Origin of the sequence: Streptomyces sp. NPDC017676 (genome assembly GCF_044329325.1) — a bacterium.
Classification (GTDB): Bacteria; Actinomycetota; Actinomycetes; order Streptomycetales; family Streptomycetaceae; genus Streptomyces.
The window spans coordinates 19,965-45,904 of the sequence record NZ_JBIRJA010000012.1; the positions used below are offsets into that span (position 1 = coordinate 19,965).

Here is a 25,940-nt window from a genome sequence, read left to right on the forward strand (position 1 = left end):
GTGAACTCACGGACCTTCCGCCTCAGATTGCGGCCTGTTCGAATCCTTAGTGCCTCCCCGAAGTGGTGAACGTCTGCTGTCCGTTCTCGGGCTCTGGCTCAACTTCTGTGACACGATGACTTTCCGTGACTGCTGGGCCTCGTCGAGCTGTGGGTGAAGTCGCCTGAAAATGGCCCATGGACAACGCAGTTGGGCTGATGCTCAGGGCCGTGGAAGAGGTCCTGCTCCGGCTGAAGAAGTTATTGTTCCCGTCGATCGCGGACGTCGCGGTGCTGTCGGTAGACGTGAACGTCGCGATAGTGCGCGTTGACGCGCAATGCACCGCCGACGGTGCCGTGTGCCCGGTCTGCGGTACCCGGTCGAACCGGGTTCACGGTTCCTACCTGCGGTTTCCCGCTGATGTTCCGAGCGGAGGCCGACGGGTCGTCCTTCAGCTGAGGGTCCGGCGGTTCACCTGCGAAGACCCGAGCTGCGCACGCCGTACCTTCGTCGAGCAGATAACGGGCCTGACGCGCCGGCACAGTCAACGGACCGAACGGTTGCGTTCGACCCTGGCGTCGGTCGGCCTGGCCCTCGCGGGCCGGGCCGGGGCACGCATCGCCAGCGTTCTCGGCCTTTCCGTCAGCCGTAGCACGGTGCTTCGGCTGGTGGACGCGCTTCCCGAGCCCGAAATGGTCGCACCGCGGGTGGTCGGTGTCGACGAGTACGCGACCCGGAAGGGCCGCCACTACGGCACCGTCCTCATCGACATCGAAACCCGCCGCCCCGTCGACCTGTTGCCCGACCGGGAGGCGTCCAGCCTGGCGGCCTGGCTCGCCGCACGGCCGGGAGTTGAGGTCATCTGCCGAGACCGGGCGCCGTTCTTTGCCGAAGGTGCCACCGCCGGCGCTCCACAAGCGGTCCAGGTCGCGGACCGGTGGCACCTCTGGCACAACGTGAGCGAGGCTGCCGAACGGTCCGTCGCTCAGCACCGCCGCTGCCTCCGTGCCCTGGTCACGGCTGCCCTCGAACCCGATCCGGAGCCTGCGCCGGAGGAAGATTCTTCTGGCTCACCATGGCCGACCGGCCATCGTTTCGCCGACCGCACTCGCGCCAGGCACGCCGACGTCCACGCACTGCTGGAGGCCGGACACAGCCGTCGCTCGGTCCAGCGGCAGCTCGGTATGACCTGGCGGACCGTCAAGAAGCTCGCCGACGCAGCGAGGCCGGAGGAGCTTTTCACCGGGCAGTGGCAGAGCCGACCGTCGGTCCTCGATGACTACAAGCCCTACCTGGACGACCGGTGGAACGAGGGCTGCACCAACGCCTGGAAGCTGTGGGAAGAGATCATGCCGCTCGGCTACAAGGGCAGCTACCAGCGCGTCCGCGCCTACCTGCACAAGAAGCGCACCTCACCGCGACCGGTGGCCGCCCGTCCACCCTCGCCCCGCACCGTCGCCTGATGGATTCTCCGGCGACCGGAAACTCTTCCCGAGGCCGAACAACTGCTGCTCAAAGTCGTCCGCACCCAATGCCCCGAGATCGACGCGCTCACCCGGTACGTCCGCGCCTTCGCAGTCATGCTGACCGAGCGCCAAGGCGAGCAACTCCCGGACTGGCTAGCCGCCGTCCGGCGGGACGACCTGCCCAGCCTCCACACCCTCGCCGCAGGCATCGACCGCGACCGCGACGCCGTCATCGCCGGTCTCACCCTGCCCTGGAGCTCGGGCGCAGTCGAAGGCCATGTCAACCGCATCAAAATGATCAAGCGGCAGATGTACGGACGCGCTGGCTTCAACCTCCTGCGCAAACGGGTACTGCTTGCCTCCTGAGCGCACTGTCAGTGACCAGTGCGATGATCCCCGGACGACCGCGCGAGGAGAGACATGGGCACCTGGGACATCGGTCCCTTCGACAATGACACCGCCGCCGACTTCGCCGGTGACCTGGACGAGGCAGCACTGGAAGAACGCGAAGCCATGATCCGCGGCGTGCTCAAGCGCGCCGCCGGGCCGGCGGACTTCCTGGGAATCTACGACGGCGAGCGAGCCGTGGGCGCGGCGGCCCTGGTCGTCGCCCAGCATCCTGACGGCGATCCAGCGTGTTCGAACTATGGCCCATCAGAGCCGCTACCGGAATTGCCTGCAGACCTTCGGATGCTCGCCGTCGACGCCCTAGACCAAGTGGTCTCCAACCGGTCTGAACTCGCCGAGCTGTGGGCCGAAGCTGCGAACTGGTCGACGTGGCGCCAGGGCATCACCCGCCTCCGCAACGTCCTTGACCCTCCAATCCCGCCACAGGAGGAAGCCCTGTTCAAGATCTAATCGGTGACCTACAGTCACGGACCACAGAAGTTGAGCCAGAGCCCGTTCTCGTGGACAGAGCCAACTCCGGTCGGACGGTGAACCTGGACGGCTGGACCCTCTCCGACGAGGACGGCCACACCTACACCTTCGACCACTACCGGCTGAACGGCCGCGCCACCGTCCGCGTCCACACCGGCATCGGCCGCGACAGCCGGACGGACCTGTACCAGGACCGGCGGGCGTACGTGTGGGACAACCACTCCGACACCGCGACCCTGCGCAACCACCGTGACCGGTTCGTGGACGAGGAAGTCCTGGGGCCACCGCCACGATCACCGCGACGACGACTGGCGTCACGGCGGTGACCACCGAGGAGGGGACCGCCACTGACCCCTACAGCCGCAGATAAGTGACAACGGCCTGCGAGCCGTAGTCCGCAGGTGGGCCGCCTCGTGCGGGGCGGCCCACCTTCCCTGGGCGTAGGCCGCTCCGGGAAGCGGCCGGGCAGAGCGCATCCGAGGGGTGTGATGGCGGGCTCCGCAACGCAGCGGCCGGCCCGCGGATCAGGCGGTCGAATCGGTGCAGGCCGGGGCGTATCGAGGAGCCCGCCGGCGGGCGGCCGGGAGGCGGATGGATCCGTTCCGGAGCAATCACAAGGCGCCGCAGGGGGTGTCGTTGTTGCGCAGGCTGTGAGTGGCGTCGTTGAGCTGGTAGGAACGCAGGTCGCCGATGGTGCCGCCCTCGCGTCCCACGCAGACGTGCCTGCCGAAGTAGTTGTCCTTCTGGTAGACGCGTGCAGTACGACTGCTGTTGTTGATGATGGAGCTGCCCGTGCCGCGGATGTAGTCGGGCAGGTGCCGCACCGACCCGTCGACGGCGCGTTTGACGTAGGGCTGGCCGTTGAAGTTGATGTCGGGGTAGATGCAGACGAACCCAGCAAGGCCGGGTCGAGTCCGGCGGCGAAGCGGACGATGCCGACCCAGGTCGGGACCCCGGCCAGCACGGCCGTGGTGCGCAGCACCAGCAGGGCTCCGAGCCGGTAGCGACGGCCGCGAACCCGGCGCGGGTCGGGCAGGCGATCCAGTGAAACCGGCACGCGCCTACTACTTCACAACCGTGACGTCTCGTCACCTGAGCCCTGAGGCCACGGCGCGTTCGTGTGTGCGCCGTGGGTCCTCTACTTGGATCACGAAGTGCGAAGGGGGTACTGGACTTCAGAAGGTCACACGGACGAAATGTCTCCTCTGGCGCGGGGCCCCTCCGACTCCGAGGGGGAACGAGTACGCCGAGAGCGCCACCAACTCCGGATGGTGTGACTTACTAGAGCCAAAGCAACAGCGCCCGCGACGAACCGAATAACATTCCAAGTAATTCCAACGACCGCGCGTTGGCCATCCGCCTCTGTAGTCAGCCGCATGGAGGTCTCGAAAAATGCTACGAACGGAACAATCAGGCGGAATGGGAGACCACCAACACCTGGAATGCGCGCCAGGTTACCCAAGAGCCCGACGGGTGCCCCAAGAACGAAAGCTGCTATTCCCCACAAAAGCACCCCAGAGAAAATCCCCTCGCTGGCGGCGCCAGATTCCAGTCCGGCCGGGACGGTGGGGCTCAGAAACTTGAATAGATAGTACGTGACTACACCGATAGCCAACCCCAAAGACGACAGCAACGCTGACTCAATTTTGGATCGACCGAAATAGCCTACCAAGAATGCATAACAGACCCACGACCATCCATCGGAAAAAACAATATTCAGAGTGTCGCAAACGGGATTGCCCCATTTTTCGGTAAGGGGGCCCGCTAGTCCAAGTAGCAAACCTACTCCGAGGGACACTGCGAGCGACGCAACGCGAGGGCGCGGAAAGTGTGCGATTTCTCTTCCCTGTTCCATGATTAATTGAAAGTAGGAGGTGGCGCCACTCGGAGACTGCGCGGGCGACCGAACAGACCCGAGTGGCGCACCAACCTACACACCTACCGAAGGGTCACCGCGTGATGCGGGGACCGGAACCTAGGCAAGAGCGTAGTACGTGTAGCAGGTGTAGGCAGCGCCCGCCGTCATGTGGGCGTAGGAGGTTTCGCCAGCATATGCCCCAGCGGTAAGCGAGCCTCCGGCAATCTTCACCGTGGACCTGTGGATCTCAGTGGGGTGGTAGTAGTTCGAGTAGCAGTACTTGCCATCCGTGGTCAGGTCGTAGCCGTAGCACCAATTTCCGCCACTGGCACCAATGCAGGTCTTCGGCGCAACGGACGAAGCGTCCACGTTGATCACCACCGCACCCCATTTCGAGGGGTTACCCAGCTCTGCGGGCGGCTTCGTACCGTCACCACGCTTGTGGAGGGTGACGTGTCCGACCTCGGAACCATCCGCGGCGACGATAGTGCCGTCTGCCGTAACGGTGGCAGCCTGAGAGGCGTCTGCGGCGGCCGGCGCAGCGAAGCTAAACACTGCGAGTACCATGCCCACAAAGCCGAGAACTATCGATCTACCGGGTATCTTCACGGTATTCCTTCCTTAACTCCCCCAGTGGGAGTTTGTGTAGTGATCTTGAATGAGAGGATGGTCGCAGTCAATAGCCTCGACTGGGACTGTCCGGAAAAGGACTGTCCGAATAAGGGCTGTAGTACAGCATTCGGCAGGGTGTGGCCGGTTCGCCGTCCGGGCGGGGTGATCGCTAAGAGTTGTCCATAAATGATCTCCAGTTCGTCTCGGGCACGGTTGGCCACAGTGTGGCCAACCGTCCTATCCGGCGAGGGCGAGGTTGTGCGTCCGGGCGATGCCGAGCAAGGCGTGCCAGTTGTCGCCCGCGAGTCGTGCCCAGCGGGCAGCGGTGACGGGCTGGTGCCGATGAGGTTTGAAGGCCGGCCGCCCGGCCTCCTGTACGACCAACTCGCCGTTTATGCGGGCCACCGCACTTGTCTCATCACCAGTCCTTCTTCGAGGCGAGGCGATGTGCAAGGTGGAGCAGATCTGCCAGGTGCAGCACCTGCCCATCGAATCCCGGGAGAGGGACGTGGAGCGGCTGGGTCCAGTGGGCGGGGATTGCGTCCAGCCCGTAGTATGCCCCAGCGAGGCCTCCTGTCGCCGCGGCCACGGTGTCCGTGTCACCGCCGAGGTCGATCGCCGCGCGTATCGCGTCTTCGAAGCTGGTGGGTGGTGCGCAGGGCCCAGACGGCGGAGCCCAGGCAGAGCCAGACGGCACCGTTGAACTCGGTCGCCTGATCGGGGTGCGCGGCGAGCGGGGAGCGCCGGCCTTTCTCCACCGCGAGCAGTTACTGCCAGTCGACCTCCGGGTGGTCGGCGGGCACTGCGTCGACGGAGGCCGTGGTGTAGAGCGCGACGTCGACGGCCCCGGCCCGGCTGGTGCCGAAGCGGACCTCGATCGACTGCGGGGAGCGGACCCAGCCGAGTCGCACCATCCAGTCGAACTCGACCCTGCGCACCCTAAGCCGGGTTGCGGCCTGCTCGGGTCCGAGCGGGGTGGCGGCGCCGACCAGGTCCGCCAGGTCCTTGCGCTGGCATACCTTCGTTCGCCTTCTCGCCGATCACGTTCGGGGTGCCGAGTGCGTCGGCGATCCGGTCGGCCGCCGCGCCGCCGGAGATAGGCGGGGAGGGCATCGCGGCCCGGATGGCGTCGGCGTCCAGCGTCTCCACGGCGGCCCGGGACCACTGGTAGGACGACACGTCTGGTTCGGGGATGAGGCCGGTGTGCCGGGCCCACCGGAAGGTGGCTGCGGGCACCTTCAGGCGCTTGACGGCCTGGCTCGCGTCGTACTCGGTTCGTCGCATGAGATCACCTCTCGCTCGTTCGCCGGGAAGCGGCGAACAGAACATGACAGAGTACCCGAAAAGCCGTCAATACTCTTCCGAAATGCGCAAGTTGGACGCGCGCCGTTAGGACTGCGCCCACGTACGCGAGGGAAAATCACCCGCCCGGGCGCCACTGCGAGCGCCGAACGAGCCGCCATCGCCATCGAGGAGGCGACGGACGCCGGACCGCCGGTGACCGCCCGCCCGGCGGGACGGCTCCCAAAGTCGACGCGCCGCCCGGCGGGATAACGAGGGCCACGGCGGCACTGTGCCCTGGCCACGGCGTACTCAGGTGCTCCGATGCCATCAACCGGAAGGCAGCCATGAGGCTCAGCAAGCAGCAGGAGAAGGAAGCGACGCCGGCGAACTATGGCTACCCGGGAGACCTGTGGTACGCGATGGCCCGTCTCCACGCAGCCCACCCCGAGCCGGTCGGCCACAGCGCGCCATTCGAGCGGCCGTCGGCGCTGCTGTCGATCACGGAGCCGGACGATCTCGTCCTCACGGCGCGGGTGGGACTGTCCGGGACAGAGACGATGGGCCACCTTCACGACCTGATCGATACGGTGACGCGCGGCCTCGCCGGGGGCAGTCAGATCGGCGACTTCGCTCTCGTGCCCGACATCGTGTTGCAGGTCATGGTCGGCAAGCGGCAAGAACTGGCGCTGCACACCGGCCACGTCGCGGCCTCACCCAGCTCCTGCGGGACTCCATTGGCAGTCTCGGGGCCCACCAGGGGGCGGCCCGTGCTTCCACTGCGAGGGGACCGGGCGTGCCCGCCCGCTGTGGGAGCGGTCGCGGTCAGCCGGCTACGACGTCGCGTAGTTCCCGTACAGCGCGCTCGCGGTGGTGCTGGGCGGGGATCGCCTCGTACAGGTCCAGGGCGCGTCGGCGGACCAGGCCGGTGCGGTAGTCGCCGGGCAGCGCCGTCAGGGCGGCGACGGTGCGACGGCACGCCTCTTCGCTGTCGCCGTCGTGATGGGAGCAGGCGGCGGCGTCGATGGTCAGCAGGGTGCGCGTCATGGTGCTGGTCGGCGCGGACAGCTCCAGCGCCCGCTGCTGGCTCTCCCGGGCGCGGCGGCTGTCCCCGAGCGTGGTGAACGCGTGGCTGAGGTGGACGTGGTGCTTCTGCTCGCCGTACGTCAGCCACGTGTCCGACCGCTCGCCCTCGGGGAGTCGTTCCATGAGGGCATTGGCGTCGGTAAGCGCCTGGCGGGCCTGTTCGGGCTGGTGGTGAGGGCGAAGGCACGGGCGGCGACGGCGGCGGCCAGCGTCGCCGCGGCGGTCGGCCGGGAGCCGGCCGCCTGCCGGGCCTGGTCGGCGAGGTCGGCCGCTGCTCGCGGGGCGCCGTAGTTGAGCGGCACCATCATCCACGCGTGCAGCTGGGAGTCGCCGGAATCGGCGGCGGCCCGGTTGGCGGTGGCGAACCAGGCGCGTGGCTTCGTGCATCTCTAGGGGTTCTGGCTCGCTTTCCGTGAACCGGTCACAATGGGTCATGCGACGTAGCTCAAAGGCTGTGGTTCTGGTGCGCTTCTGTGGCGAGAAAGTCTCGCGCCGTGGAGGTGACCCGGTCGCGAATGTGCTGCTGGTGCAGAGGTTGATCGTTCGGCAGGTCGAGTGCTCTCGCCAGATCAACGATGGGTTGCAGCGCGTCGGGGTAGTCGAGTTCGGCTGCAGCTTCCTCATAGATCAGCTTCGCTCCGCGCACGGGATCGAGTCGGCACGCCACGATTTGGCTGGCCCACCACTGGGCCGCGGTCCATCGCGCCTTGGCAAGATCTTCCGCCGCCAGCGGCAGCAGACCCATCCTCGCCTTCGATACCGAAGACGGACACGGGGAGGAGACGGACGAGGCGATGGATCTGAACGGTCTGTTCGCCCGGCTGGCCCGGGAGACCTCCGGGATCCAGGACATCGAGGTGCTGGTTGACGCCCTGCCCGTCGCGGAAGCGTCATGTGCGGGCGGGGACGCCGGGCGGTCCTGCCACCGCCTGACTTCCAGGCGACCCAGCGAACAGCCGCCGACGGGCCGCAGGTCAGGGTGGTCAACAAGGAGGGCTACAGGCGGGTCTTCGACTTCGCCGAGATCTCCGTACCGCAGCCGATGCGCGGGTCACTCGCGCGAGCGTTCACCACGCAGTCCATGGGGTGGAACAGCCACGCAAGCGGCGAGTCGTATTGGCGGTCCCTGGAGGTCTTCGCCCGGTTCCTCAAGGACCAGGGGCACCCGGCCGAGGATCTCGGCAACCTCACCTCGGCCACGCTCCGGCTCTGGCGCAACAATCACAAGGACATCCCCGGCGGGCGTGAGGCCCTCGCGAAGGTCCGTACGCTGCTCAAGCGGGAGCCTCGGCTGTCCGAGGGCCTGGCCGCCGAGGAATTGACTCGCCCTGTTCCGAAGAAGGGCAAGCCGTCCAAGCAGTCCTACCGGCCGTCGGAACGCGACCAGGTGCTGCAGACCGCCGAACGGCAGTTCCGGGCCGCGCTGCTGCGGATCCGGGAGAACACCACGCTGCTGGACCGCTACCGGGCGGGCGCGCTGGACCCGGCCAGCCGTGAGTGGAGGGGTCGCTTTCGTCCTCGAGTGCTTGGCCGCCACGGGCGAACTGCCCGGGTACCCGGACAAGGAGGGGAAGGTTTACGCCCGGGCCGAGCATCTGCTGCGCGGAAAGAACCGTGGGAAGACGGCCGGCCGGCTGTTCCTCAGCCGGGCGGAGCTGACGGCGCTGGCTGTGATGATGACCGACCGCTACGGCTGGAACCTGTCAGCCTACGACCGTCTGCACGTGCCCGTGATCACCCCATCTGCAGGAGAGAAGACCACAGTCACCTACGAGGTCCTAGTGGAGAAGCGCCGCTCCGGCGAGGGACGGTGGTTCGCCACGGAGAACTACACCGACTCCGGCGCGGACCCGCCAGGCCGGCTCATCACCCAGGCCCTGGAAGCCACGAAACACGGGCGGACCCTGGCTGCCGCCCTGTCACCGGGCCACGACCTGCTGATGGTCGCCCGCAACCGGCGCCGTACGGATGTGGACTCCAATCTGGACCGACCCCGGAACGTCGGCCCGCTGTGCTTCGGGGTGTCCAAGGCCGATGCGCGAGTCTGGGCAAGATCCCACAACATCGGCTCACCCTTCCAACGCGCCCGCAGGACCACTGTCACCACGACGGGAAAGCCGCTGCAGCACAAGCCCGGCACCCACGAGAGCATCTACGTCCTGCCCGACGAGAACGTCCAGGAAGCCGCCGTGGACGTCATCGCGGCTGGAGCCGAGGAGGTCCTCGAACAGGCCCGTGACTACACCTTCCACGGGCGCCTGACGGACACGGCCAACGAGGCCCAGGAGACCGCGACGGCGGACTGCGCGGATGAGGACAACAGCCCCTGGCCGGACCCGAACGGGGGCTGCGGCGCCGACTTCCTGCTCTGCCTGTCCTGCGAGAACTCCCGGGTTCACACCGGCCACCACCCGCGCCTCGCGCTTCTGCGCCGGCAGCTGATCTCGCTTCGCTCCGCCTGGCCCGAGAAACTCTGGCGCGAGCGCTGGGACGAACATCTCCAGCGACTCGATGACCTGCGGTCAAAGGTCAACGAGAGCACCTGGGATGCCGCACTGGGCCGGGTAACCGACCGCGACCGAATGATCACCGACCACCTGCTTGAGGGAGACCTGGCCCGTGACGACCGCATTGTCCATTGAGGCCGATCCTTAGAAGCCGTTGCCATACCGATCACGGAGTTTGTCGATCGAACGGGAGTATCGATCGGGTGATCGCGCGAGCCCTGCCCGGCATGAGAGCTCCCGATGACTTCGTCCACCCCGTCCTGGTACCGCTGCCGGTCGGTGGTCATCACCTGCAGGACCTGGCGCAGCTGTTCCATGCCGCCCAGTGGCCCATGACGGAGGCGCTCACGCCGAGCTGGAACGTCGCGCCGACCGACGGGGTGTGGGCCGTGCTGGAGCGTGCTCCGCGTGACGAGGGCGGTGGTGCGGCGCCGGTGAGGGAGCTGCGGGCGCTGCGCTGGGGGCTGGTGCCGTCGTGGGCGAAGGAGCCGAAGATCGGCGCGCGGATGATCAACGCCAGGGTGAAGACCGTCCACGAGAAACCGGCTTACCGCCGCGCGTTCCTGAAGCGCCGCTGCCTGCTCCCGGCGGACGGCTTGCCGGGTAAGGACCCGGTCACCGGCAAGGTGCGCAAGCAGCCGTACTTCATCCGCCCCGAAGACGGCCAGGTGATGTCGCTGGCAGGGCTGTACGAGTACTGGCGCGACCCGGCCATCCTCCAGGACGACGACCCTGCCGCCTGGCTGACGACCTGCACCATCATCACCACCGAGGCCACCGGCGCAGCCGGCCGCGTCCACCCACGCATGCCCCTCGCCCTCACCGAGGACCACTACCAGGCCTGGCTCGACCCCGCCCACCAGGACCCCGACGAACTGAGGGCCCTGCTCGGCCAGCCCGCCGACGGGCACCTGCATGCGCGTCCGGTCTCCACGGCCGTCAACAACGTCCGCAACAACGGCCCCCAGCTCCTCGACCCAGTCAGCCCGTAGCCGCAGCCAGGGTCGCGCCCGCGATGACTTGCAGGTCATGGCCGCACACCGGCGTGGACGGGCACGCCGACTGGCTGCACCGGTCGGAGCAGCACGTCACCGGCCTGCACTGACCGGCTACCGGAGGACCGCAGCCGCCTCGACGCAGTCGTACGACGCGCCCCCCACACCGCCTCCGAGGCTCCCGCCAAGTAGCACACACGCGCGCACGTCTCCGCTTCACCGTTGCCGTGCTACTCGGGAAGCGACTCCTCCCCGAGTCCGTCACCGCGCCGCCTGACCACAGGGATGGGCTCCGTCATCGCGCGTCGGATGGCGCGGCGCTGGGCTGCCGTTGTGGCCCCCCAGATGCCGTCGTCCTCTCCATGATCGAGCGCCCAGGTACGGCACGCGATGATGACCGGACAACGGCGGCATATCGCTCGGGCCAGGGCGGCCTCTGTCCCGGGAGCCGCCAGGTCGGAGAGAGGAAAGAAGATGTCGGGATCTTCTCCGACGCATGATGCTTGATCGCGCCAGTCGGAAGCCGCCGGGTGTCCACTGGACGAACAGGTCATGACGCACCTCTTCATGGCCGCGTGCGGCCAGGCGGAACGGCTGCGGCACGGCACTCGGCAGCGCCGCAGTCCCGGCAGAGGTTCGTGGCATTTTATGCCGAATCACCGCATCCGTGGTAGCCCGTCGGCGCGCCACCTATGACCGGGCCGCGGGCGAGACCCGGCTTGACGGAGACAGCCGTGCGGCCCCAGCGGGCGGCTGGGGTGGGACAGCGCACGGGGCGCACGACGAGCAGCAACTCGGTGCGGGCGGCCGGACGCAGGCCCAGTCCGGCGGGACGGGGCGCGCGGGCCGGCACAGCGCGGCAGCGGCACTGTGACCGGGGCGGGGGCGGGCATGGCGCGTAGCGCGGCCTTACCGGGGGGGCGACAGGACGGCAGGCGCGGGAAGTACGGCGGCGGGGCGGCCGGGCCGGGCAACGGGCGGCCTCTGGGCACGGCACCACACGGCCGCCGGGCGCAGCGGGCGCGGGGTCGAGGCCCGCGCCGGCCTGGCCGGCGGCAGACGGAACGGCCGGCGATACGGCCCGGCGCGTGGCGGCGGGTACGGGCGGAGGTCACCCAGGTCGCCAGGCCGGCCAGCGCCCACGCCGCGCACATCAGGGCGACCGTGATCGTCTTCCCGGACCCGGTGACACCGACCAGGAAGCCGTGCAGGGTCCGGGCCGCGGACTGTATGTGCACCTTGGCGTCGCTGCCGTCGTGGGCGGTACCAATGGTGTACCGGCCGTACACGTCCAGTGGCAGCAGCTCCCGCAAAGGGGCATGTGCTGCATCACCATGCGCAGCTACAGCTTCATCTGGACCGACCCCGACGGCACTCCCCGCGCCTCCGCCGTGGCCTCCGAGGAGGCATCCGCCGGCCAGCGGCGGGACGAACTGGCCGAGGCCGGGGCCAGTGACATCGAGAGAGTCGACGTGAAGCCCGGGGAGCTGCCGGCCCCGCACCGCTGAGCCCCCGCGCCGCTGCGCGGACCGGGCAGGTCATGCTCAACGCGGCCGGGCGGGAGGTGATCGCTCGCAACGTTCCCCGGGCGCCGCAGCCGTCGTCGCCGCGCCGACAGCACAGCACGGCCGGGGCCGGCCCAGGGCCGCGCGGGGCGAGAGCGGACCGGGAGGGGCGCGGTGGCGGGGCCGGCGCAGGACGGCGGTGGACTCGGCGACGGGGCGGTACGGCTCGGCCCGGGCGACGTCGCGGGGCGGCGCCAGCCCCCGGCACGGACCGGCGCGCGGGCACAGGCGGACCGGATGCGACGAGACCCGGCTGGTCCGGCTCGGGATGGGCTGGTAGCAGGAGCGCAGGGCCAAGCGGCCGGGACGGCTTCCCGGGCGCGGGCCAGCCGGCGCAGCTCGCAGCGTGCCGCCGGCGCCGAGGAGGCGGTCTGCCAGTAGGGGTGCCACCACAGCCGTACGGACAGGCACAGCAGGCGGCGGCGCAAGGCAGTGGTGTCGCGCGGGCCGGGTGCGGCCAGCGCGAGGTAGGTGGCGTGGAAGGCAGCTTGCATCTGCACCAGGTCGTCGGGGAAGTCGGTCACGTTCATACCCGTATTAGATCGCTTGTTCGAATTACATGTCACATCGGACACGCGCCCCCTCCGAGCCGGCCGACCGCCAGAGCCGCCTTCTGTGGACCCCAGGTCGATGTCCAGGTCACCGACGGCACCGTCCGGGAGCCCACCCCGCCCGCGATCCGGGTCGACTCCCCCCGGTTCCCTGTCCGCACCCGGCGTCAGGCAGGAAGCCACCATGCGGCCGACGGCCGTGCTGAGGACCGCGGCACACCCATGCACTCGCTTCCCGGCATGGTTGGAAGGGGCGCGTTTTCCGGCCAGTACTCGCAGGTAGCGGTGGGTGAGGTCGGCCTGTATGGGCATGATCGGGGTTGTGTTCCGCGAAGACGTTCCCGCGTGCGTGCGGTGGGAGATCCTGATGCACGAGCGGTTCAGCCACGTGTGGATCTGCAAAGACTTCGGCCGCGCGACCACCGGCGCGGACCCCGCCGAACTGGGCCGCACCGTCCCCGCCGCGTGCCTCGCCGGCCGCTCCACCCAGGGCGAGACGTTCCGCGTCGTCGTCCACACCGACGAAGGCAGCCGGCACGTCATCACCCCCGGCCAGCTCACAGGCCCCGGCTGGCAAGCGGATCCCGCCATCTGCCAGACACTGCCCGCCTACCTGCGCAACGCCCTCGCCTGACCCCGGCGCCACAGCGCCTGCGCGGGGCGATCGTGAGCGACCCACCCCTGGCCCAGGAATTCCCCCAGGTCCGCAGTGGTCGCTCATCGAGCCGTTGCTGCCGAAGCCGGGCTTCGGCTCGGGCATCCCCGCAGCCGCCGACGCCGCCATCGTCTTCGTCAACCGGATCGCCGGCGAGGACATGGACCATGACACACCCGGCCTGCCCGGCGACCAGGACCAGCTCATCATCGCCGTGGCCGCGGCCAACCCGCACACCGTGGCGGTCCTCATCACCGACGGTCCCGTGACCACGCCCTGGCTGGGTGACGTCGAAGCCGTGCTCCGGGCCTGGTACGACGGGCGCGGCATGGGCACCGCGCTTGCGGCGGTCCTCTTCGGAGACAGCGATCCCTCGGGCCGTCTGCCCCTCACCTTCCCCGCCGACGCGACTCAGGGACCTGGCACCACACCGGCGACCCACCCCGGCAGCAATGGCGCGGTCACCTACGACGAGGGCATCTCCGTCGGCTACCGCCACTACGACAGCAAGGGCCAGCAGCCACGCTTCCCCTTCGGCCACGGCCTGTCCTACGCCGCCTTCGCCCACGGATCCCTCGAAGTCACCTACGACACGACCGCCAAGACCGTGACGATGAGCGTGGCCGTCACCAACACCGGTACCCGCGAGGGGACACCCCGGTGCTCCGGCCGGCCGTGATGAGGGTGAGGCGGGGGAAGACGATGAGCAGCGCGACCGCGACGGACTCCACCGGACCAACTCGCTCACCGCGCCGCTGCGCTGGCTGCACCCGGTGGACACGCCCGTCTCCCCCCGCCATTACGACGCCTCGATCCGGGGCATCCACCGAGCCGACTGACTTGTGACGGCGAACCCTGCCCGATCGCCGCCGAAGATTGATCGACGACGGTTTGTGCCGTCGAAGATTGACTGAGCAGGTCAAGGATGCCGCGGCCGGTCTGTTTCGATGACGTCCAGCGCGTCCGCGCCCGGCCGTTCCTCGCCCCTTGGACGCCGTTTTGCCAGAGCGGCAACAGGAGTGGCGTGACCGGGCCACGATGGGTGACGTTGGGCCCGTGACCGACGACATCACAGCGGGATCGCCCGCGTCTGACACTTCCTTGCCTGGCGACGGATACGTCGGAGACCCCGCGGTGCGGGCGGAGTGGGACAACCGGTACGCCGATCGACAACAGCTGTGGAGCGGCCGGCCCAACGGTGCGCTCGTGGCCGAGGTCGCCGGGCTCACGCCCGGGCGGGTGCTCGACGTCGGCTGCGGCGAGGGCGCGGACGCCGTCTGGCTCGCGCGCGGCGGCTGGGACGTGACCGCACTCGAAGTCTCGGGCGTGGCGCTGGAGCGGGCGGCTGGGCACGCACGGGACGCAGGCGTCGCCGTTCGCTGGGTACACGCCGCGCTGACGGAAGCGGCGCTCCCGCCGGCCTCCTTCAACCTGGTCTCCGCGCAGTATCCGGCCCTGCTGCGCACCCCCGACGCCGCAGCCGAGCGAGCGCTGCTCGCGGCCGTCGCGCCCGGCGGCGTGCTGCTGCTCGTACACCACGCGGGGATGGACACCCATCAGGCACACGACAGCGGCTTCGACCCGGCTGACTACGTCTGGCCCTCGATGGTCGCCGCCCTGCTCACCGACGACTGGAAGGTGGAGGTGAACGAGCAGCGACCACGCGTGGCACCCGACGGAGGGGCCGGCGCGCACCATACCGACGACCTGGTGCTGCGTGCGCGACGGCTGCGCTGAGCCCCTCCGCTCACAGCAGGCCCGGCGTCCGGGCAGACTGGATGACCGAGCCACCGGAAACGGGCTGCGGCCTCTCAGAGGTCCAGGGTGTCCTCGCTACTTCGAACCCGCGCAGTCGTTCCGGCTCGGGTGCCGATGAGTCGGCCTCGGCGCCCTGCCCGGCTCCGAAGCCACCGACAATCGGGATGGCAACCTGGGGGGCATCCAGTACGCGTGACCTGACGGGCGGACCGGCCGGCGCGCCGTCGGACCGGCGGAGGGTGCCGGTGCGCCGCTCGACGTGCCCCTCTGTGGCTCAGTCCTCCTGGCCGGCCGCCCGCACGATCGTCCCCTGCGCCACGGCGACCAGGTGCTCCTCGCCCTGGTCCGAGACGACGTAGACCGAGCACTGGCACACGGCCTGCCGCCGGGTCGTGGCGGTCGCCTCGGCGCGGGCGACGACGAGATCGCCCACGGCCGGCCGAATGTAGTTGATCTTGTACTCGGCGGTGAGCGCGTCGCCGCCGAGCGCGAGTCCTCCGGCGAAGGTCAGCGCGTTGTCGGCCAGGTAGCTGAGTACTCCGCCGTGCACGAAGCCGTGCTGCTGCTGGATCTCGGGCCGGTTGACGACACGGATCTCGGCCGAGTCCCGTCCTACGGAGGTGAGTTCGGCGCCCAGGAACATGCTGAACGGCTGGGCCTGGAAAATGCTGTGCGCGAAACGGGTGAGGTCCGTGGTCAAGAGTGCCGTCTTGTCGTTCGAGGAGGGGCGGGGCGGTCGCGTCCGGGTCGGTGAGCCGCTCGTCGAGGGTCTGCCGCGACCTGGCGACGGTACGGGGCCGGTGGCATCGGTCTACGGTAGCGGTGGTGATCTGCCGGCGGCCGAGGGCCCCGTGAGCGCACGGCGTCGCCCGTAGGTCCTCGCGTTCCCGCCGCTCCGTCCCGGTGACCCGGCGCCGGGCGGCCGTCGGCCGCGTGCGCCACCCTTACGGGTTTCTTGACGAACCACAGGACTGGAAGGCCGATCGAGGGCAATGCGCCAAGGGTGACCCGCATTGCGATCGTCGTCCTGACCCTGACACTCGGCCTCCTCGCGGCCGTCGCCGCGGTGCTGGCATCGCCATGGTGGTGCTTCGGCGCCGTGCCCCTCCTCGCGCTGGGCCTGCTGGGCGCCTGCGACCTGCTCCAGCGCCGGCACTCGGTGCTGCGCAACTATCCCGTGCTGGGCCACGCCCGCTTCCTCCTGGAGCGGATCCGCCCCGAGCTCCAGCAGTACTTCATCGAGCGGAACTTCGACGGCCGCCCCTTCGACCGGGACGTCCGCACCATCGTCTACGAGCGGGCCAAGGGCACGGACGCCGAGCAGCCGTACGGCACCGAACGCGATGTCTACCTGGCCGGGTACGAGTACCTGGTGCCCTCCATGGCCCCGCTCCAGGCGCCGAGCACGCCACCGCGGGTCCGGATCGGCGGCCCCGACTGCCGCCACCCCTACGACATGGCGCTGCTGAACGTGTCGGCGATGAGCTTCGGCTCGCTGTCGGCCAACGCGATCCTCGCCCTCAACGGCGGCGCAGCGGCCGGCGGCTTCGCCCACGACACCGGCGAAGGCGGTCTGTCGGAGTACCACCTGCGACCGGGCGGGGACCTGGTCTGGGAGATCGGTACCGGCTACTTCGGCTGCCGCACCCGGGACGGTGACTTCGATCCCGCCGAGTTCGCCGACAAGGCCGCGCACGACAACGTCAAGTGCGTCTCCCTGAAGCTGTCGCAGGGCGCCAAGCCCGGCATCGGCGGCGTCCTGCCGGGGAGCAAGGTCAACGCGGAGATAGCGAAGGTGCGCGACGTGCCCCAGGGGCAGACGGTGATCTCACCGCCGTACCACAAGCTGTTCTCCACCCCGCGCGAACTCGTCCGCGCCGTCGCCCGGCTCCGGGAGCTGTCCGGGGGCAAGCCGACCGGGTTCAAGCTGTGTGTGGGCTCGCGGCAGCAGTTCCTCGCCGTGTGCAAGGCCATGCTGGAGGAGGGCGCCGCGCCTGACTTCATCATCGTGGACGGCGGAGAGGGCGGCACCGGGGCCGCGCCCCTGGAGTTCGCCGACCACGTGGGCGCCCCGCTGACCGAGGGCCTGCTCACCGTGCACAACGCACTGGTTGGCGCGGGACTGCGCGACCGCGTCCGGATCGGGGCGAGCGGCAAGATCGCCACCGGCACCGACCTGGTCAAGCGCCTCGTCCAAGGCGCCGACTACGGCAACGCCGCGCGAGCGATGATGTTCGCCGTCGGCTGCATCCAGGCGCAGCGGTGCCATACCAACACCTGCCCCAGCGGCGTGGCCACCCAGGACCCCCGGCGCGCCCGCGCCCTCGACGTGCGGGACAAGGCCCCGCGCGTGCGGCGCTTCCAGGAGGCGACCGTGGCCAGCGCCCTGGAGATCATGGCGTCCATGGGCGTCACCGACCCCGCCGACCTGCGCCCGCACATGCTCCGCCGGCGCATCGACCCCCGCACCGAACGCTCCTACGAGGAGCTGTACGAGTGGCTGGAGCCCGGGCAGTTGCTCGCCGAGCCGCCGGAGGCCTGGGCGGCCGACTGGAAGACCGCCGACCCCGACCGTTTCACCGTCTGACTTGGAGGACCGAAGTGGCCCGTACTGTCGCCCGTGTCATCGTGGACGCCCTGAGCGAACTCGGCGTGCGCCAGGTGTTCGGCGTCGTCGGGGACGCCCTGAACCCCTTGACGGACGCCTTGCGCACCACGGACGGCGTGGAGTGGGTGGGATGCCGGCACGAGGAGGCGGCGGCGTTCGCCGCGAGCGCCCAGGCGCAGCTCAGCGGCACCCTGGGCGTGTGCATGGGCACGGTCGGACCGGGCTCCGTGCACCTGCTCAACGGGCTGTACGACGCGGCCAAGAGCCACGCGCCGGTGCTGGCCATCGCCGGTCAGGTGCCGCTCGGGGAACTGGGCAGCGACTACTTCCAGGAGGTCGACAACGACGCCCTCTTCAGCGACGTGGCCGTTTTCCGCGCGACCGTCACCTCGCCCGACCAGCTGCCGCAGCTGCTGGAGCTGGCCGTGCGCAACGCGTTCGGCCGCAAGGGCGTGGCCGTCCTGACGGTGCCGGGCGACCTCGGCGAACGCGAGCTGAGCACGGACCGCCCGGCCCGCTTCTCGCTGAACCCGCCGGTGACCCGGCCGGAGGAGTCCGCCGTGCGCGAGGCGGCCGAGCTCCTCGACCGCGCCGAGCGGGTCACGCTGCTCGTCGGGCGGGGCGCCCGCCACGCCCGCGAGGACGTCCTCGCCCTGGCCGACCGGCTGGCCGCGCCGATGGTCCTCACCCTCAAGGCCAAGGAGGGCTTCGAGGGCGACGCCAACCCCTTCCAGGTCGGCCAGACCGGACTGATCGGCAACCCGGCCGCCGCCTCGGCCCTTGAAGAGGCGGACACTCTGCTGCTCCTGGGCACCGACTTCCCCTACCGGGACTGGTATCCCGAGGGGAAGACCGTCGTGCAAGTGGACACGGAGGCGACCCACATCGGGCGGCGGGTACCGGTCGAAGTCGGCCTCGTCGGCGACACGGGCGCGACCGTCCGCGATCTGCTCACCCACCTCGCCGCCCCCGCGGCCGGGACGGACGGCGCGCGGGACCGCTCGCACCTGGAGAAGGCGCGGAAGCGATTCCAGGAGTGGCGCACCGGTCAGGCGCGGCTCGCCGACCCGTCGCACGACAAGGGTCTGATCGGTCGGCTGCGGTCCACGTTCGACAACCGTTCCGATGACATCCGCCCCGAGGCGCTGGCGGCCGTGGTGGACCGGCTCGCCGCGGACGACGCGGTCTTCACATCCGACACCGGCATGGCGACGGTGTGGCTGTCGCGGTTCGTCGAGATGCGCGGCGAGCGGCGGCTGATCGGCTCCTACAACCTCGGTTCGATGGCCAACGCGATGCCGCAGGCGCTGGGCGCCCAGTGCCTGGACCGGGAGCGGCAGGTCGTGGCCCTTTGTGGGGACGGGGGGCTGAGCATGCTGCTGGGCGACCTGATGACGCTGAAGACGCACCGGCTCCCCGTCAAGCTCGTCGTCTTCGACAACCGCCGCCTGGGCATGGTCAAACTGGAGCAGGAGCAGGCCGGGCTGCCGGAGTTCGGCACGGTGCTGGACAACCCGGACTTCGCCGCCGTCGCCGAGGCCATGGGCATCCCCGGCATCCGCGTCACCGAACCGGGCGAACTGGAGAACGCCGTGCGCCGCGCCTTCGACACGCCGGGGCCGGTGCTGCTCGACGTGCTCACCAACCCGGACGAGGTCGCGGTCCCGGCCAAGCCGACCGTCGAGCAGGGCTGGGGGTTCGCGGTGGCCAAGGTCAAGGAGATCGTCCGCAGCCACGGGGACGACGGCACCGCCTGACGCGTGGAGCGGGTGCGTGGGGCGGCCCCGCCCGGCCGCTTCGGCGCCCGGGCGGGGCCGGATGTCCGGTCATGGCGGCCCGGTTCAGGACGGGGAGCGTCGTGGGGCGGCGCGGAGGCCGTCCGGGTCGGGGTCGACCCGGTGAACGCCGGCACTCCGGACGAGCCGGGGTCCCGCCGCGGCGGCCCGGCGGACCAGGGCGGCCGCGTCCCAGTCGGCCGGCCGGCCGTGCCACAGCCACAGGCGGCCATCCACGACGACGGCGGTGATCTGGCCGCGGCCAGCCGGCCGGACCGGCTCCTTCGCGCGCCGGACGCACGGCCGAGCAGGCTGCTCCCTCCTCCGCCGCACCCTCCTCGGACAGCGCCACCCTCCGTCACCACCGGATGCGGGACAGGGCCGCTCGTTTGACAGACATCACGCCTGGCGCCTGGTCGGAGCCATCCTCGGTGTCGACCAGGTCGCCGCGCCCAGGTCATGCCGGACGCCCGCCAGTTCCTCGAAGGTCAAGCAAGGCCGGCACACCGTGGTGCGGTCCGCCGTCAGCAAGTAGCGGTTTCCGCCGGTCGCGTCATGGCGCGCGGTGGAACGCCCGGAAGCTCTCCAGGCGTTCCAGCAGCGCACGGCCCTCATCGCGCCGGGCGCCCGGGGCGACGGCCTTCAACAGGGCGCCCACGGCGACCGGGTCCGGCCCGGACGGCGCCCGGGTGAGCCGGCGCACCTCGTCAGGGGCCAGCGGGGTGCGGGTCTCGTGGCCGTTCGCCGCGCAGAGGGTGCCGGAGTCCGGGTCCGGCGCCCACAGCACAGGCGCCTGCGGGTCGCCGCGCAGCCGGTCCGCGTCACTGAGGGCGCGGGGGGCCGTGGCGGGCGGAACCGGTTCGAAGCCTCCGGCGGTCCAGCGGCGCAGGGAGAGCACGGCGACGCGGCGGCGCATCGCGACGGGGTCGGCGAAGTCGTACAGGGCCCGTGCGGCGGTGGTGAGCGCCTCGGGCAGCGTGGGAGCGAGGACGCCTCCGGTCGCGGGGCCGGGCGCGGTCAGGGGGGCGTCCGTGGTGCCCAGCAGGGTGTCCAGGCCGCCGCGGCCGGCGAGGCGGGCCGGGTCGAGGTCGGCGAGCAGGTCTTCGAGTTCGTAGCCGGTGTGGTGCTCGTCGCGGGGGACGCCGACGTTGACGCTGGTCGCCGGGGCGGCGGTGGCGCTCTCGCCGACGTGGTAGTAGTCGGCGGGCCAGTACAGCAGTTCGCCGGGGCCTACCTCGGCAGGCACGGACGCCGCGATGTGGCGGGCGTAGTCGGTCTTGGTCGACACGGGTTCGTCCCACGGCCTGCGCGGCCAGAACCGCATCCGTTTGCGGCCGCGCAGGCCGAACAGGAAGGTGGCGAAGCGGTCCTTGTGGACGCCGACCGGGCTGTGCTCGTAGGTGCCGTGGAACAACGTGGTGATGGCGCCGGTCAGCGGCAGGCCGGCGGTCTGCCACAGCGGGGCGAAGAACGCGCGCTCCCGGGACCACAGCGCGGCGTCGAAGGCGTGGAAGCCGTTGACCACCAACGCGTACCGGCGGTCGTCCAGGCGGGCGGCGAGCCGTGCGTCGTAGGCGTCGAAAGCGCCGTCCCCGCCGACGGGCAACACCCCCTCGGCGTCATCGCGTTGGACGGTGTCGACCGTGAACTGCACGTTGGGCGGCACGGGTGCGTCCGCTGTGCCCGTGGCGCAGCCGCGCACGGCGGCACGGAACACCTCCGGCGCCGTGAACGGCGCCGGAGCGACGGAGCGGAACAGGACCGGGCGCCGGTCCCAGTACCGCTCCATCAGGGTGCTCCAGGAGAACTCCTCCTCGACCGCCAGGATCGGTTCCTCGCTCATGCCGTGTCCGTCCTTGCGACCACGTCCACGCCGCGCAGGGCGTGCAGTTTGTTCAGCAGTGCGGCGACCTGCGCCCGGCGGCCCGGGCCGGCCTCCGCGCACAGTTGCGCGACGGTATGCGCGCCGGGTTGCCGCAGCAGGTGCAGGACGCGCTCGCCGAGCGTGCCCCGCAGGGAGAAGGCGTGGCCGTCGACGGCCCAGATCCACGTCTGCTCCTCGTCGAGCGGCATGCGCACGACGGGCGACGCGGCCCGCAGCCGGTCCTCCGGTGCGAGGGTGACGGGCGCCCGGGGGGCCGGGGCGGGTTCCAGCGCACCTGCGCTGACCCGGCGCGCCCACAGGACGCGCAGGATGCGGCCGAGCCGCTCCTCACCGGTCACCTGCCGCAAGTCCCGTGCCGCCTCTGCCAGTTCGGGTATCTCAGGCACACCGCCCGTCTCGTCGGCGGGCGGGTACGGCAGGCAGGGGACGTGGTCGTGGCCGCGTCGTTCGTGCAGCAGGCCCGCGACGACGTCCTTGACCGCTTCCGTCAGCAGTCGGGCATCGGCCGGGACCAGCAGCCGCAGCGCGAGGGTCCGCGCGCCGTAGCGCAGGGCGTGGGGTCGTCCCGCCGGCCAGTGCAGCAGCTCCCCGGTGCCGGCCGTGAGGGCAGGACCGTCCTGGGGGTGCTCCGGCAGCACCGTGACGCTGCCCTGCAGCACCCATACGAGGCTGGAGTGCGCGGGTTCGCGCCGCAGTCCGTCGCTGTCGGTGATCCCTTCGCCTAGGGCGAGTTCGGCGACGACCGGCAGCACGGGATGGCCGATCCGCTCCCACAACGGTGCGACCAGGTCGCGTACCTGAGCCCACAGGACGTGGTCGAGCAGAAGCGGCTGTTCCACGGCGAGCAGCCGGCCCTTCCCTCCCGTCCGGGCGTCGAGCCGCGAGGCGTACCGCTCGGCGGTGTCGTCCCGCGGGCCGGGCAGCAGATCGCCGGGCGTCCGGATCCGTCCGCCCTCGACAAGGAACCGCACGTCGGGCAGCGCGCGGAACCGGGTGCCGGCCCGGAAGGGCCGTGCCGCCCGCACCATGACCGTGTACGCGCGCAGGGCGTCGACCGCGTCCGTCCCGCCGGGCGCGGGGGCGACGGCGGGCTCGCGCCCCCGGTGGCGGGCGGCCAGGTCGTCCCAGGCGGCGGTCACCGGGTCCGGGTGCGGTAGCGGCTGCGCAGGCGGCCTGCGTAGCGTGCGAGCGGTTCCATCCCCAGGTCGCGTCGCAGTTCGTCGACCCGGTCGGGCTGTTCGATGGGACACGGCTCCAACTCTCCCTTGCACATGCGGAACTTGGTCCCGTACACCTGCGGGCGGCCCTGGCCGACCCGCAGCGCGTCGGTGACGTAGGCCACCTGACGCCTCGGCAGGTCACCGTCCCGGGCCGCCCGCTGGATGAGCCGGAGGCACTCCTGCTGGAAGGCGATCGGGCCCTCGGCGTGCTGGACGAGTCTGCACGCGGCGGCCGCGGCGGCCGGCCCGACGAGGGCGTGACCGGGCCAGCCGTACCGGGCCACGACGTCGGCCAGCCATCCCATGCCCGCCGTGGTCAAGGCGACCAGCCGCTTCTCCGTCGCCTCGTCGGTGAAGCCGGAGGCCACCCAGCGGGCGCGCAGGACCGCGTCGACCCGGTCCATGCGCAGCAGCCGCCGCCGCACATCCGGCACCGGCTCGGGACGGGTGAACGGCTCCACGCGGATGCGGACCGTCTCCCGGTCCCAGCTGTACGTGATCCGCCGTCCCGCTTCGGCCCAGGTGAACTCGGCCTCGCCGGTGTGCCGGTCGGTGACGCGCACCCGGACGCCATCACCCTCGACCTTGCCTGGTCCCGCGCTGGCGCAGGCGTACTCGACCGCGTCGCGCAGTGCCACGCCCAGGCCGGCCAGGTCCCGGCCGCGCTCATCGAGCACGGCGGCGGACGGCGGCCAGGCGGGGTCGGGATCCGCGGGGACGGTGAGGTGGGCGGCGGGGCCGGGGCAGTGGGCCGGGTCTGCCGTGCGCAGCAGTGGGCCGCCGTGCGCGCGGCGGAAGAAGTAGGGGACGTCGCCGACGTCGAGCTGGGCCGTCTCGGCCGGGCCGAAGACGGTCTCGGCGAGGGCTCCGTGGACGGCTTCGGCCGTGGCACCGGCGACCTCCTGGGGCACGGTTGCGGGGGTGCCGCCGGGCCGGGCCGGGGACGGCGTCTCGGCTCGGGTCCCGGCGCCGGTGAGGCGGTCGGCCAAGGTCTCGGTGTACGCCGCCGTCGGCTTGAGCAGCACGCGGACGTACGTGTCCGGTGCGACCCGCTGGAGGTGGGCGCGGATGCGGTCGTGATGGCGGGACATCAGCGTCCACGCGTCGAACATGCCGCGCAGGAAGGACGGCAGGTAGGGCCCCATTCCGGCGCGCCCGTGGGTGTCGGCGACGACCGTGCGGGTGCCGCCCCGGGTGCAGGGCCGGTTCCGCCGTACGAGTCGTGGTCCACCGTCGGCGGTCTCGGTGAAGTGGGCGACGGGTCCGTCGACCGTGCACCAGCGGGGCCGGTCCTCGAAGCCCGGATGGTGATGGTCTCCGGCGGCTTCGTCGGCTATGAGCCCGGTGTCGTGAAGCCGCCGCAGCGGTGTCAGGAAGATCTCCAGGTCCACGGGGTACGGCAGGGGTTCCCGGTCCTGGAGCCGGGTACCGACCAGGAGGTTGCCCTCGCCGAGGTCGGCGATGCCGAAACGGAACGCCGCGGCGGCGAGCGAGCCCGCCCGGTGCCAGTAGCGTTCCGCCTGGCGCCGGCCGAGGCGAGTGCCGTGCAGCCGCCGGCCGTCCCCCGAACGGATCACGCCCCACTGCGTTGGTGGTCCGAGCCACTCCTGCCAGGAGTACTCCCGTCCGTCGGGGCCGGAGCCGGGCGTGCAGCGCAGCACGGGAAGACGTACCGGACCGGACGCGCTCGGCAACGCGTTGAGCAGGGCGAACACGGAGTCGTCCGGGGGCAGGAAGAGGACTTCGCCGCCGGCCGGGCGCGGCTTGTAGGCGATGCTGCCGCCGCCCAGGCGCACCCGCAGCACTCGGCGGCGGCCGTTGTGGGTCTCCGCGCCCTGGGCCTCGATGCCGGTCACCGGCAGCCGCAGGTCGAGCTGGTCGAACCAGGGAGTGCCGGTGTCGCGGGCGAGACGTTGCAGGAAGCGGTCCAGGAAGCCCGTCCAGCGGGCGCACTCCTCTTCGGCGTCGTAGGCGACGCCGGCTGCGCACGCGGTGAACGCCTCACACACCAGCGGACCGAACAGCGCGCCGTCGGTGACGTCGAGCACTCCGGCCGCGAGAAGGGCGGTGTGCTGGGCGGCGGTGCGGCCGCACCAGGCATCGAGGGCGTCCAGCAGCGTGTCGAGCGGGGCGAAGCGGGGATCGGTGAGCGCAGCCGTCAGCAGCGCGGCATCTGCCTCACCGGCCAGGTAGCGGTCATGGGCGAGGAGGCCGTCCTCGTCGAGGCGCAGCACCGGAGGGAACAAGGGGCCGGTGGCGCCCGCCCGTACGGCGTCGATCACCCTGCGCGCGGCGGGGCCGAGCGCGTAAACGCTTCCCCGCGCGGTCGGCGCGACCGCTTCCGCCTGCCACAGCACCTGGGTCATGGCGTCCTTCCCGGCGCGGTGCCGTCCCGCCTGCGGCGGAACGGCACCGCGTGTACCGTGCCGCGGCCTGTCGTCGACCGCGGCTGGTGTCAGAAGCAGTAGACGCGGATACAGGTGCCGGCCGCGGCTCCGGTGCGGGCGGGGATCTCCTGCTCCAGCTCGCCGATGACGAGGTCGAGCTCTTCCTCGGCGGAGGGACGGGCTTCGGTGCGGGACTGGCCCTCATGGGTGGTCAGCTGGTTCACGGTGGTCCTCCTGGGTCGACAAGAGACACTCGGTGATGCCGCGACAACTCGGCCGAGCTTAGGCAGCGGAGGACGACCGAAACAGGGCTGGAACAGACGACTTCTGGCCAATTACGGGCTGTGACCGACGAGTGGGGAGTGACCTGAGTTGGCTCTCAAGTCCTCGGAGAACATTTCGTTGGGGGTTCTCAGGTGAGCGTCGCGGCCGGTTGGTCAGACCTCAGTACGACTGGCACGTTGCCAGGAGGTCGGGATGACCGTGCTGGCCGAGGTAGCCCTCTCCGACCGTGGTGACAGCGCCTGGGGGCAGGGCGACGCAGGGACCGGTTGCCCCGTCCTGGTAAGTCACCGAGACACTGACAGCGTCGGCGCAGTTGTTGGCGGCAGTGGTGTAGCGCCAGCTCTCGTAAATCGCCACGCAAGCCGGAGCAACGGACCCAGGCGCGTCGCCCTGCGCAAAAACGGGTGCGACCAAGCCGAGAGACAAAGCCAACCCGGTGAAACCTGCCGCGGACGCTGTAAACCTCTCCATCCGGAAATGCACCACTTAGTACTACAGCCGAAGATCGGGTCGTGACCCGGGCTGACTCCTCGGGAGTGCGTGGACGCGACACGGCCACCGCGTCAGGACCGTCAACGAAGACGTGTA

Annotated in this window: 25 protein-coding genes and 3 pseudogenes; 12 read left to right on the plus strand and 16 right to left on the minus strand. The window is 70.6% G+C overall.

Going from position 1 to position 25,940, the window contains the following annotated elements; translation table 11 throughout:
- The first annotated feature begins 209 nt into the window (after positions 1-209).
- From ACH4LD_RS25615 to ACH4LD_RS25630, 4 genes and pseudogenes are all read left to right on the plus strand, one after another.
- A complete protein-coding gene (locus tag ACH4LD_RS25615; RefSeq protein WP_398056835.1) occupies positions 210-1,442 on the plus strand; it encodes an ISL3 family transposase in 1,233 nt (410 codons plus the stop codon).
- Positions 1,443-1,445: 3 nt separating this feature from the next.
- Positions 1,446-1,811 carry a transposase gene (locus tag ACH4LD_RS25620; RefSeq protein ID WP_398056872.1) on the plus strand — a complete coding sequence of 122 codons (366 nt, stop codon included), beginning with the start codon at positions 1,446-1,448 and terminating at the stop codon, positions 1,809-1,811.
- A 54-nt stretch (positions 1,812-1,865) separates the two neighbouring features.
- Complete coding sequence (locus ACH4LD_RS25625) at positions 1,866-2,303, plus strand: DUF4259 domain-containing protein (protein ID WP_398056834.1); 438 nt, start codon at positions 1,866-1,868, stop codon at positions 2,301-2,303.
- A 62-nt stretch (positions 2,304-2,365) separates the two neighbouring features.
- Positions 2,366-2,675, plus strand: a pseudogene (locus ACH4LD_RS25630) (lamin tail domain-containing protein); the annotation flags it as partial.
- 260 nt (positions 2,676-2,935) lie between these two features.
- Here the strand turns inward: ACH4LD_RS25630 and ACH4LD_RS25635 are convergent.
- From ACH4LD_RS25635 to ACH4LD_RS25670, 8 genes and pseudogenes are all read right to left on the minus strand, one after another.
- Positions 2,936-3,268, minus strand: a complete 333-nt coding sequence (locus ACH4LD_RS25635; protein ID WP_398056871.1) for a peptidase inhibitor family I36 protein — start codon at positions 3,266-3,268, stop codon at positions 2,936-2,938.
- Between the two features lie 1,031 nt (positions 3,269-4,299).
- A complete protein-coding gene (locus tag ACH4LD_RS25640) occupies positions 4,300-4,791 on the minus strand; it encodes a lactococcin 972 family bacteriocin (protein ID WP_398056833.1) in 492 nt (163 codons plus the stop codon).
- 240 nt (positions 4,792-5,031) lie between these two features.
- Positions 5,032-5,199, minus strand: coding sequence for a hypothetical protein (locus tag ACH4LD_RS25645; protein ID WP_398056832.1), 168 nt, complete (start codon positions 5,197-5,199; stop codon positions 5,032-5,034).
- 13 nt (positions 5,200-5,212) lie between these two features.
- Positions 5,213-5,519 (minus strand): annotated as a pseudogene (locus ACH4LD_RS25650) (ADP-ribosylglycohydrolase family protein); the annotation flags it as partial.
- Positions 5,520-5,561: 42 nt separating this feature from the next.
- On the minus strand, positions 5,562-5,732 hold the full coding sequence (locus tag ACH4LD_RS25655) for a hypothetical protein (RefSeq protein ID WP_398056831.1): 171 nt from the start codon (positions 5,730-5,732) through the stop codon (positions 5,562-5,564).
- A gap of 1 nt (position 5,733) precedes the next feature.
- Positions 5,734-6,078, minus strand: a complete 345-nt coding sequence (locus ACH4LD_RS25660; RefSeq protein ID WP_398056830.1) for a hypothetical protein — start codon at positions 6,076-6,078, stop codon at positions 5,734-5,736.
- 822 nt (positions 6,079-6,900) lie between these two features.
- Positions 6,901-7,284, minus strand: coding sequence for a hypothetical protein (locus ACH4LD_RS25665; protein ID WP_398056829.1), 384 nt, complete (start codon positions 7,282-7,284; stop codon positions 6,901-6,903).
- Positions 7,285-7,606: 322 nt separating this feature from the next.
- Positions 7,607-7,906, minus strand: coding sequence for a hypothetical protein (locus ACH4LD_RS25670; RefSeq protein WP_398056828.1), 300 nt, complete (start codon positions 7,904-7,906; stop codon positions 7,607-7,609).
- Between the two features lie 781 nt (positions 7,907-8,687).
- Here ACH4LD_RS25670 and ACH4LD_RS25675 point away from each other — a divergent pair.
- Together ACH4LD_RS25675 and ACH4LD_RS25680 are read left to right on the plus strand one after the other, a co-directional pair.
- The gene (locus ACH4LD_RS25675) at positions 8,688-9,803 is read left to right on the plus strand and encodes a hypothetical protein (RefSeq protein WP_398056827.1); all 1,116 of its coding nucleotides are present in this window, start codon (positions 8,688-8,690) and stop codon (positions 9,801-9,803) included.
- A 92-nt stretch (positions 9,804-9,895) separates the two neighbouring features.
- Positions 9,896-10,660 (plus strand): SOS response-associated peptidase, encoded by a 765-nt coding sequence (locus ACH4LD_RS25680; RefSeq protein ID WP_398056826.1) that lies wholly within the window; start codon positions 9,896-9,898, stop codon positions 10,658-10,660.
- Between the two features lie 233 nt (positions 10,661-10,893).
- On the opposite strand, the gene ACH4LD_RS25685 is transcribed toward ACH4LD_RS25680, so the two are convergent.
- On the minus strand, positions 10,894-11,232 hold the full coding sequence (locus tag ACH4LD_RS25685) for a WhiB family transcriptional regulator (RefSeq protein WP_359278267.1): 339 nt from the start codon (positions 11,230-11,232) through the stop codon (positions 10,894-10,896).
- A 765-nt stretch (positions 11,233-11,997) separates the two neighbouring features.
- Between ACH4LD_RS25685 and ACH4LD_RS25690 the strand changes: the two genes are divergently transcribed.
- A complete protein-coding gene (locus tag ACH4LD_RS25690) occupies positions 11,998-12,171 on the plus strand; it encodes a hypothetical protein (RefSeq protein ID WP_398056870.1) in 174 nt (57 codons plus the stop codon).
- 353 nt (positions 12,172-12,524) lie between these two features.
- Here the strand turns inward: ACH4LD_RS25690 and ACH4LD_RS25695 are convergent.
- Positions 12,525-12,758 (minus strand): annotated as a pseudogene (locus tag ACH4LD_RS25695) (hypothetical protein); the annotation flags it as partial.
- 343 nt (positions 12,759-13,101) lie between these two features.
- Here ACH4LD_RS25695 and ACH4LD_RS25700 point away from each other — a divergent pair.
- From ACH4LD_RS25700 to ACH4LD_RS25710, 3 genes are all read left to right on the plus strand, one after another.
- A complete protein-coding gene (locus tag ACH4LD_RS25700) occupies positions 13,102-13,413 on the plus strand; it encodes a hypothetical protein (protein ID WP_398056825.1) in 312 nt (103 codons plus the stop codon).
- A 94-nt stretch (positions 13,414-13,507) separates the two neighbouring features.
- Positions 13,508-14,113 carry a glycoside hydrolase family 3 protein gene (locus tag ACH4LD_RS25705; protein ID WP_398056824.1) on the plus strand — a complete coding sequence of 202 codons (606 nt, stop codon included), beginning with the start codon at positions 13,508-13,510 and terminating at the stop codon, positions 14,111-14,113.
- Between the two features lie 377 nt (positions 14,114-14,490).
- Entirely contained in the window at positions 14,491-15,171 is a 681-nt protein-coding gene (locus ACH4LD_RS25710; protein WP_398056823.1) for a class I SAM-dependent methyltransferase, read from the plus strand.
- Positions 15,172-15,466: 295 nt separating this feature from the next.
- Here the strand turns inward: ACH4LD_RS25710 and ACH4LD_RS25715 are convergent, their stop codons facing one another.
- A complete protein-coding gene (locus tag ACH4LD_RS25715) occupies positions 15,467-15,892 on the minus strand; it encodes a PaaI family thioesterase (RefSeq protein ID WP_398056822.1) in 426 nt (141 codons plus the stop codon).
- 303 nt (positions 15,893-16,195) lie between these two features.
- Here ACH4LD_RS25715 and ACH4LD_RS25720 point away from each other — a divergent pair, with 303 nt between their 5' ends.
- Entirely contained in the window at positions 16,196-17,779 is a 1,584-nt protein-coding gene (locus tag ACH4LD_RS25720; protein WP_398056821.1) for an FMN-binding glutamate synthase family protein, read from the plus strand.
- 14 nt (positions 17,780-17,793) lie between these two features.
- Positions 17,794-19,557: a thiamine pyrophosphate-dependent enzyme gene (locus tag ACH4LD_RS25725; RefSeq protein ID WP_398056820.1), complete on the plus strand. Its 1,764-nt coding sequence runs from the start codon at positions 17,794-17,796 to the stop codon at positions 19,555-19,557.
- 571 nt (positions 19,558-20,128) lie between these two features.
- Here ACH4LD_RS25725 and ACH4LD_RS25730 read toward each other — a convergent pair.
- From ACH4LD_RS25730 to ACH4LD_RS25750, 5 genes are all read right to left on the minus strand, one after another.
- Positions 20,129-21,418, minus strand: coding sequence for a JmjC domain-containing protein (locus ACH4LD_RS25730; protein ID WP_398056819.1), 1,290 nt, complete (start codon positions 21,416-21,418; stop codon positions 20,129-20,131).
- A complete protein-coding gene (locus tag ACH4LD_RS25735) occupies positions 21,415-22,599 on the minus strand; it encodes a hypothetical protein (protein WP_398056818.1) in 1,185 nt (394 codons plus the stop codon). The genes ACH4LD_RS25730 and ACH4LD_RS25735 overlap by 4 nt, the downstream gene beginning before the upstream one ends.
- Positions 22,596-25,046 carry a DUF6624 domain-containing protein gene (locus ACH4LD_RS25740; RefSeq protein WP_398056817.1) on the minus strand — a complete coding sequence of 817 codons (2,451 nt, stop codon included), beginning with the start codon at positions 25,044-25,046 and terminating at the stop codon, positions 22,596-22,598. Before ACH4LD_RS25740 ends, ACH4LD_RS25735 begins: the two co-directional genes overlap by 4 nt.
- A gap of 89 nt (positions 25,047-25,135) precedes the next feature.
- Positions 25,136-25,291, minus strand: coding sequence for a hypothetical protein (locus ACH4LD_RS25745; RefSeq protein ID WP_165951792.1), 156 nt, complete (start codon positions 25,289-25,291; stop codon positions 25,136-25,138).
- 220 nt (positions 25,292-25,511) lie between these two features.
- On the minus strand, positions 25,512-25,823 hold the full coding sequence (locus ACH4LD_RS25750) for an alpha-amylase (RefSeq protein ID WP_398056869.1): 312 nt from the start codon (positions 25,821-25,823) through the stop codon (positions 25,512-25,514).
- Between the last annotated feature and the right edge of the window lie 117 nt (positions 25,824-25,940).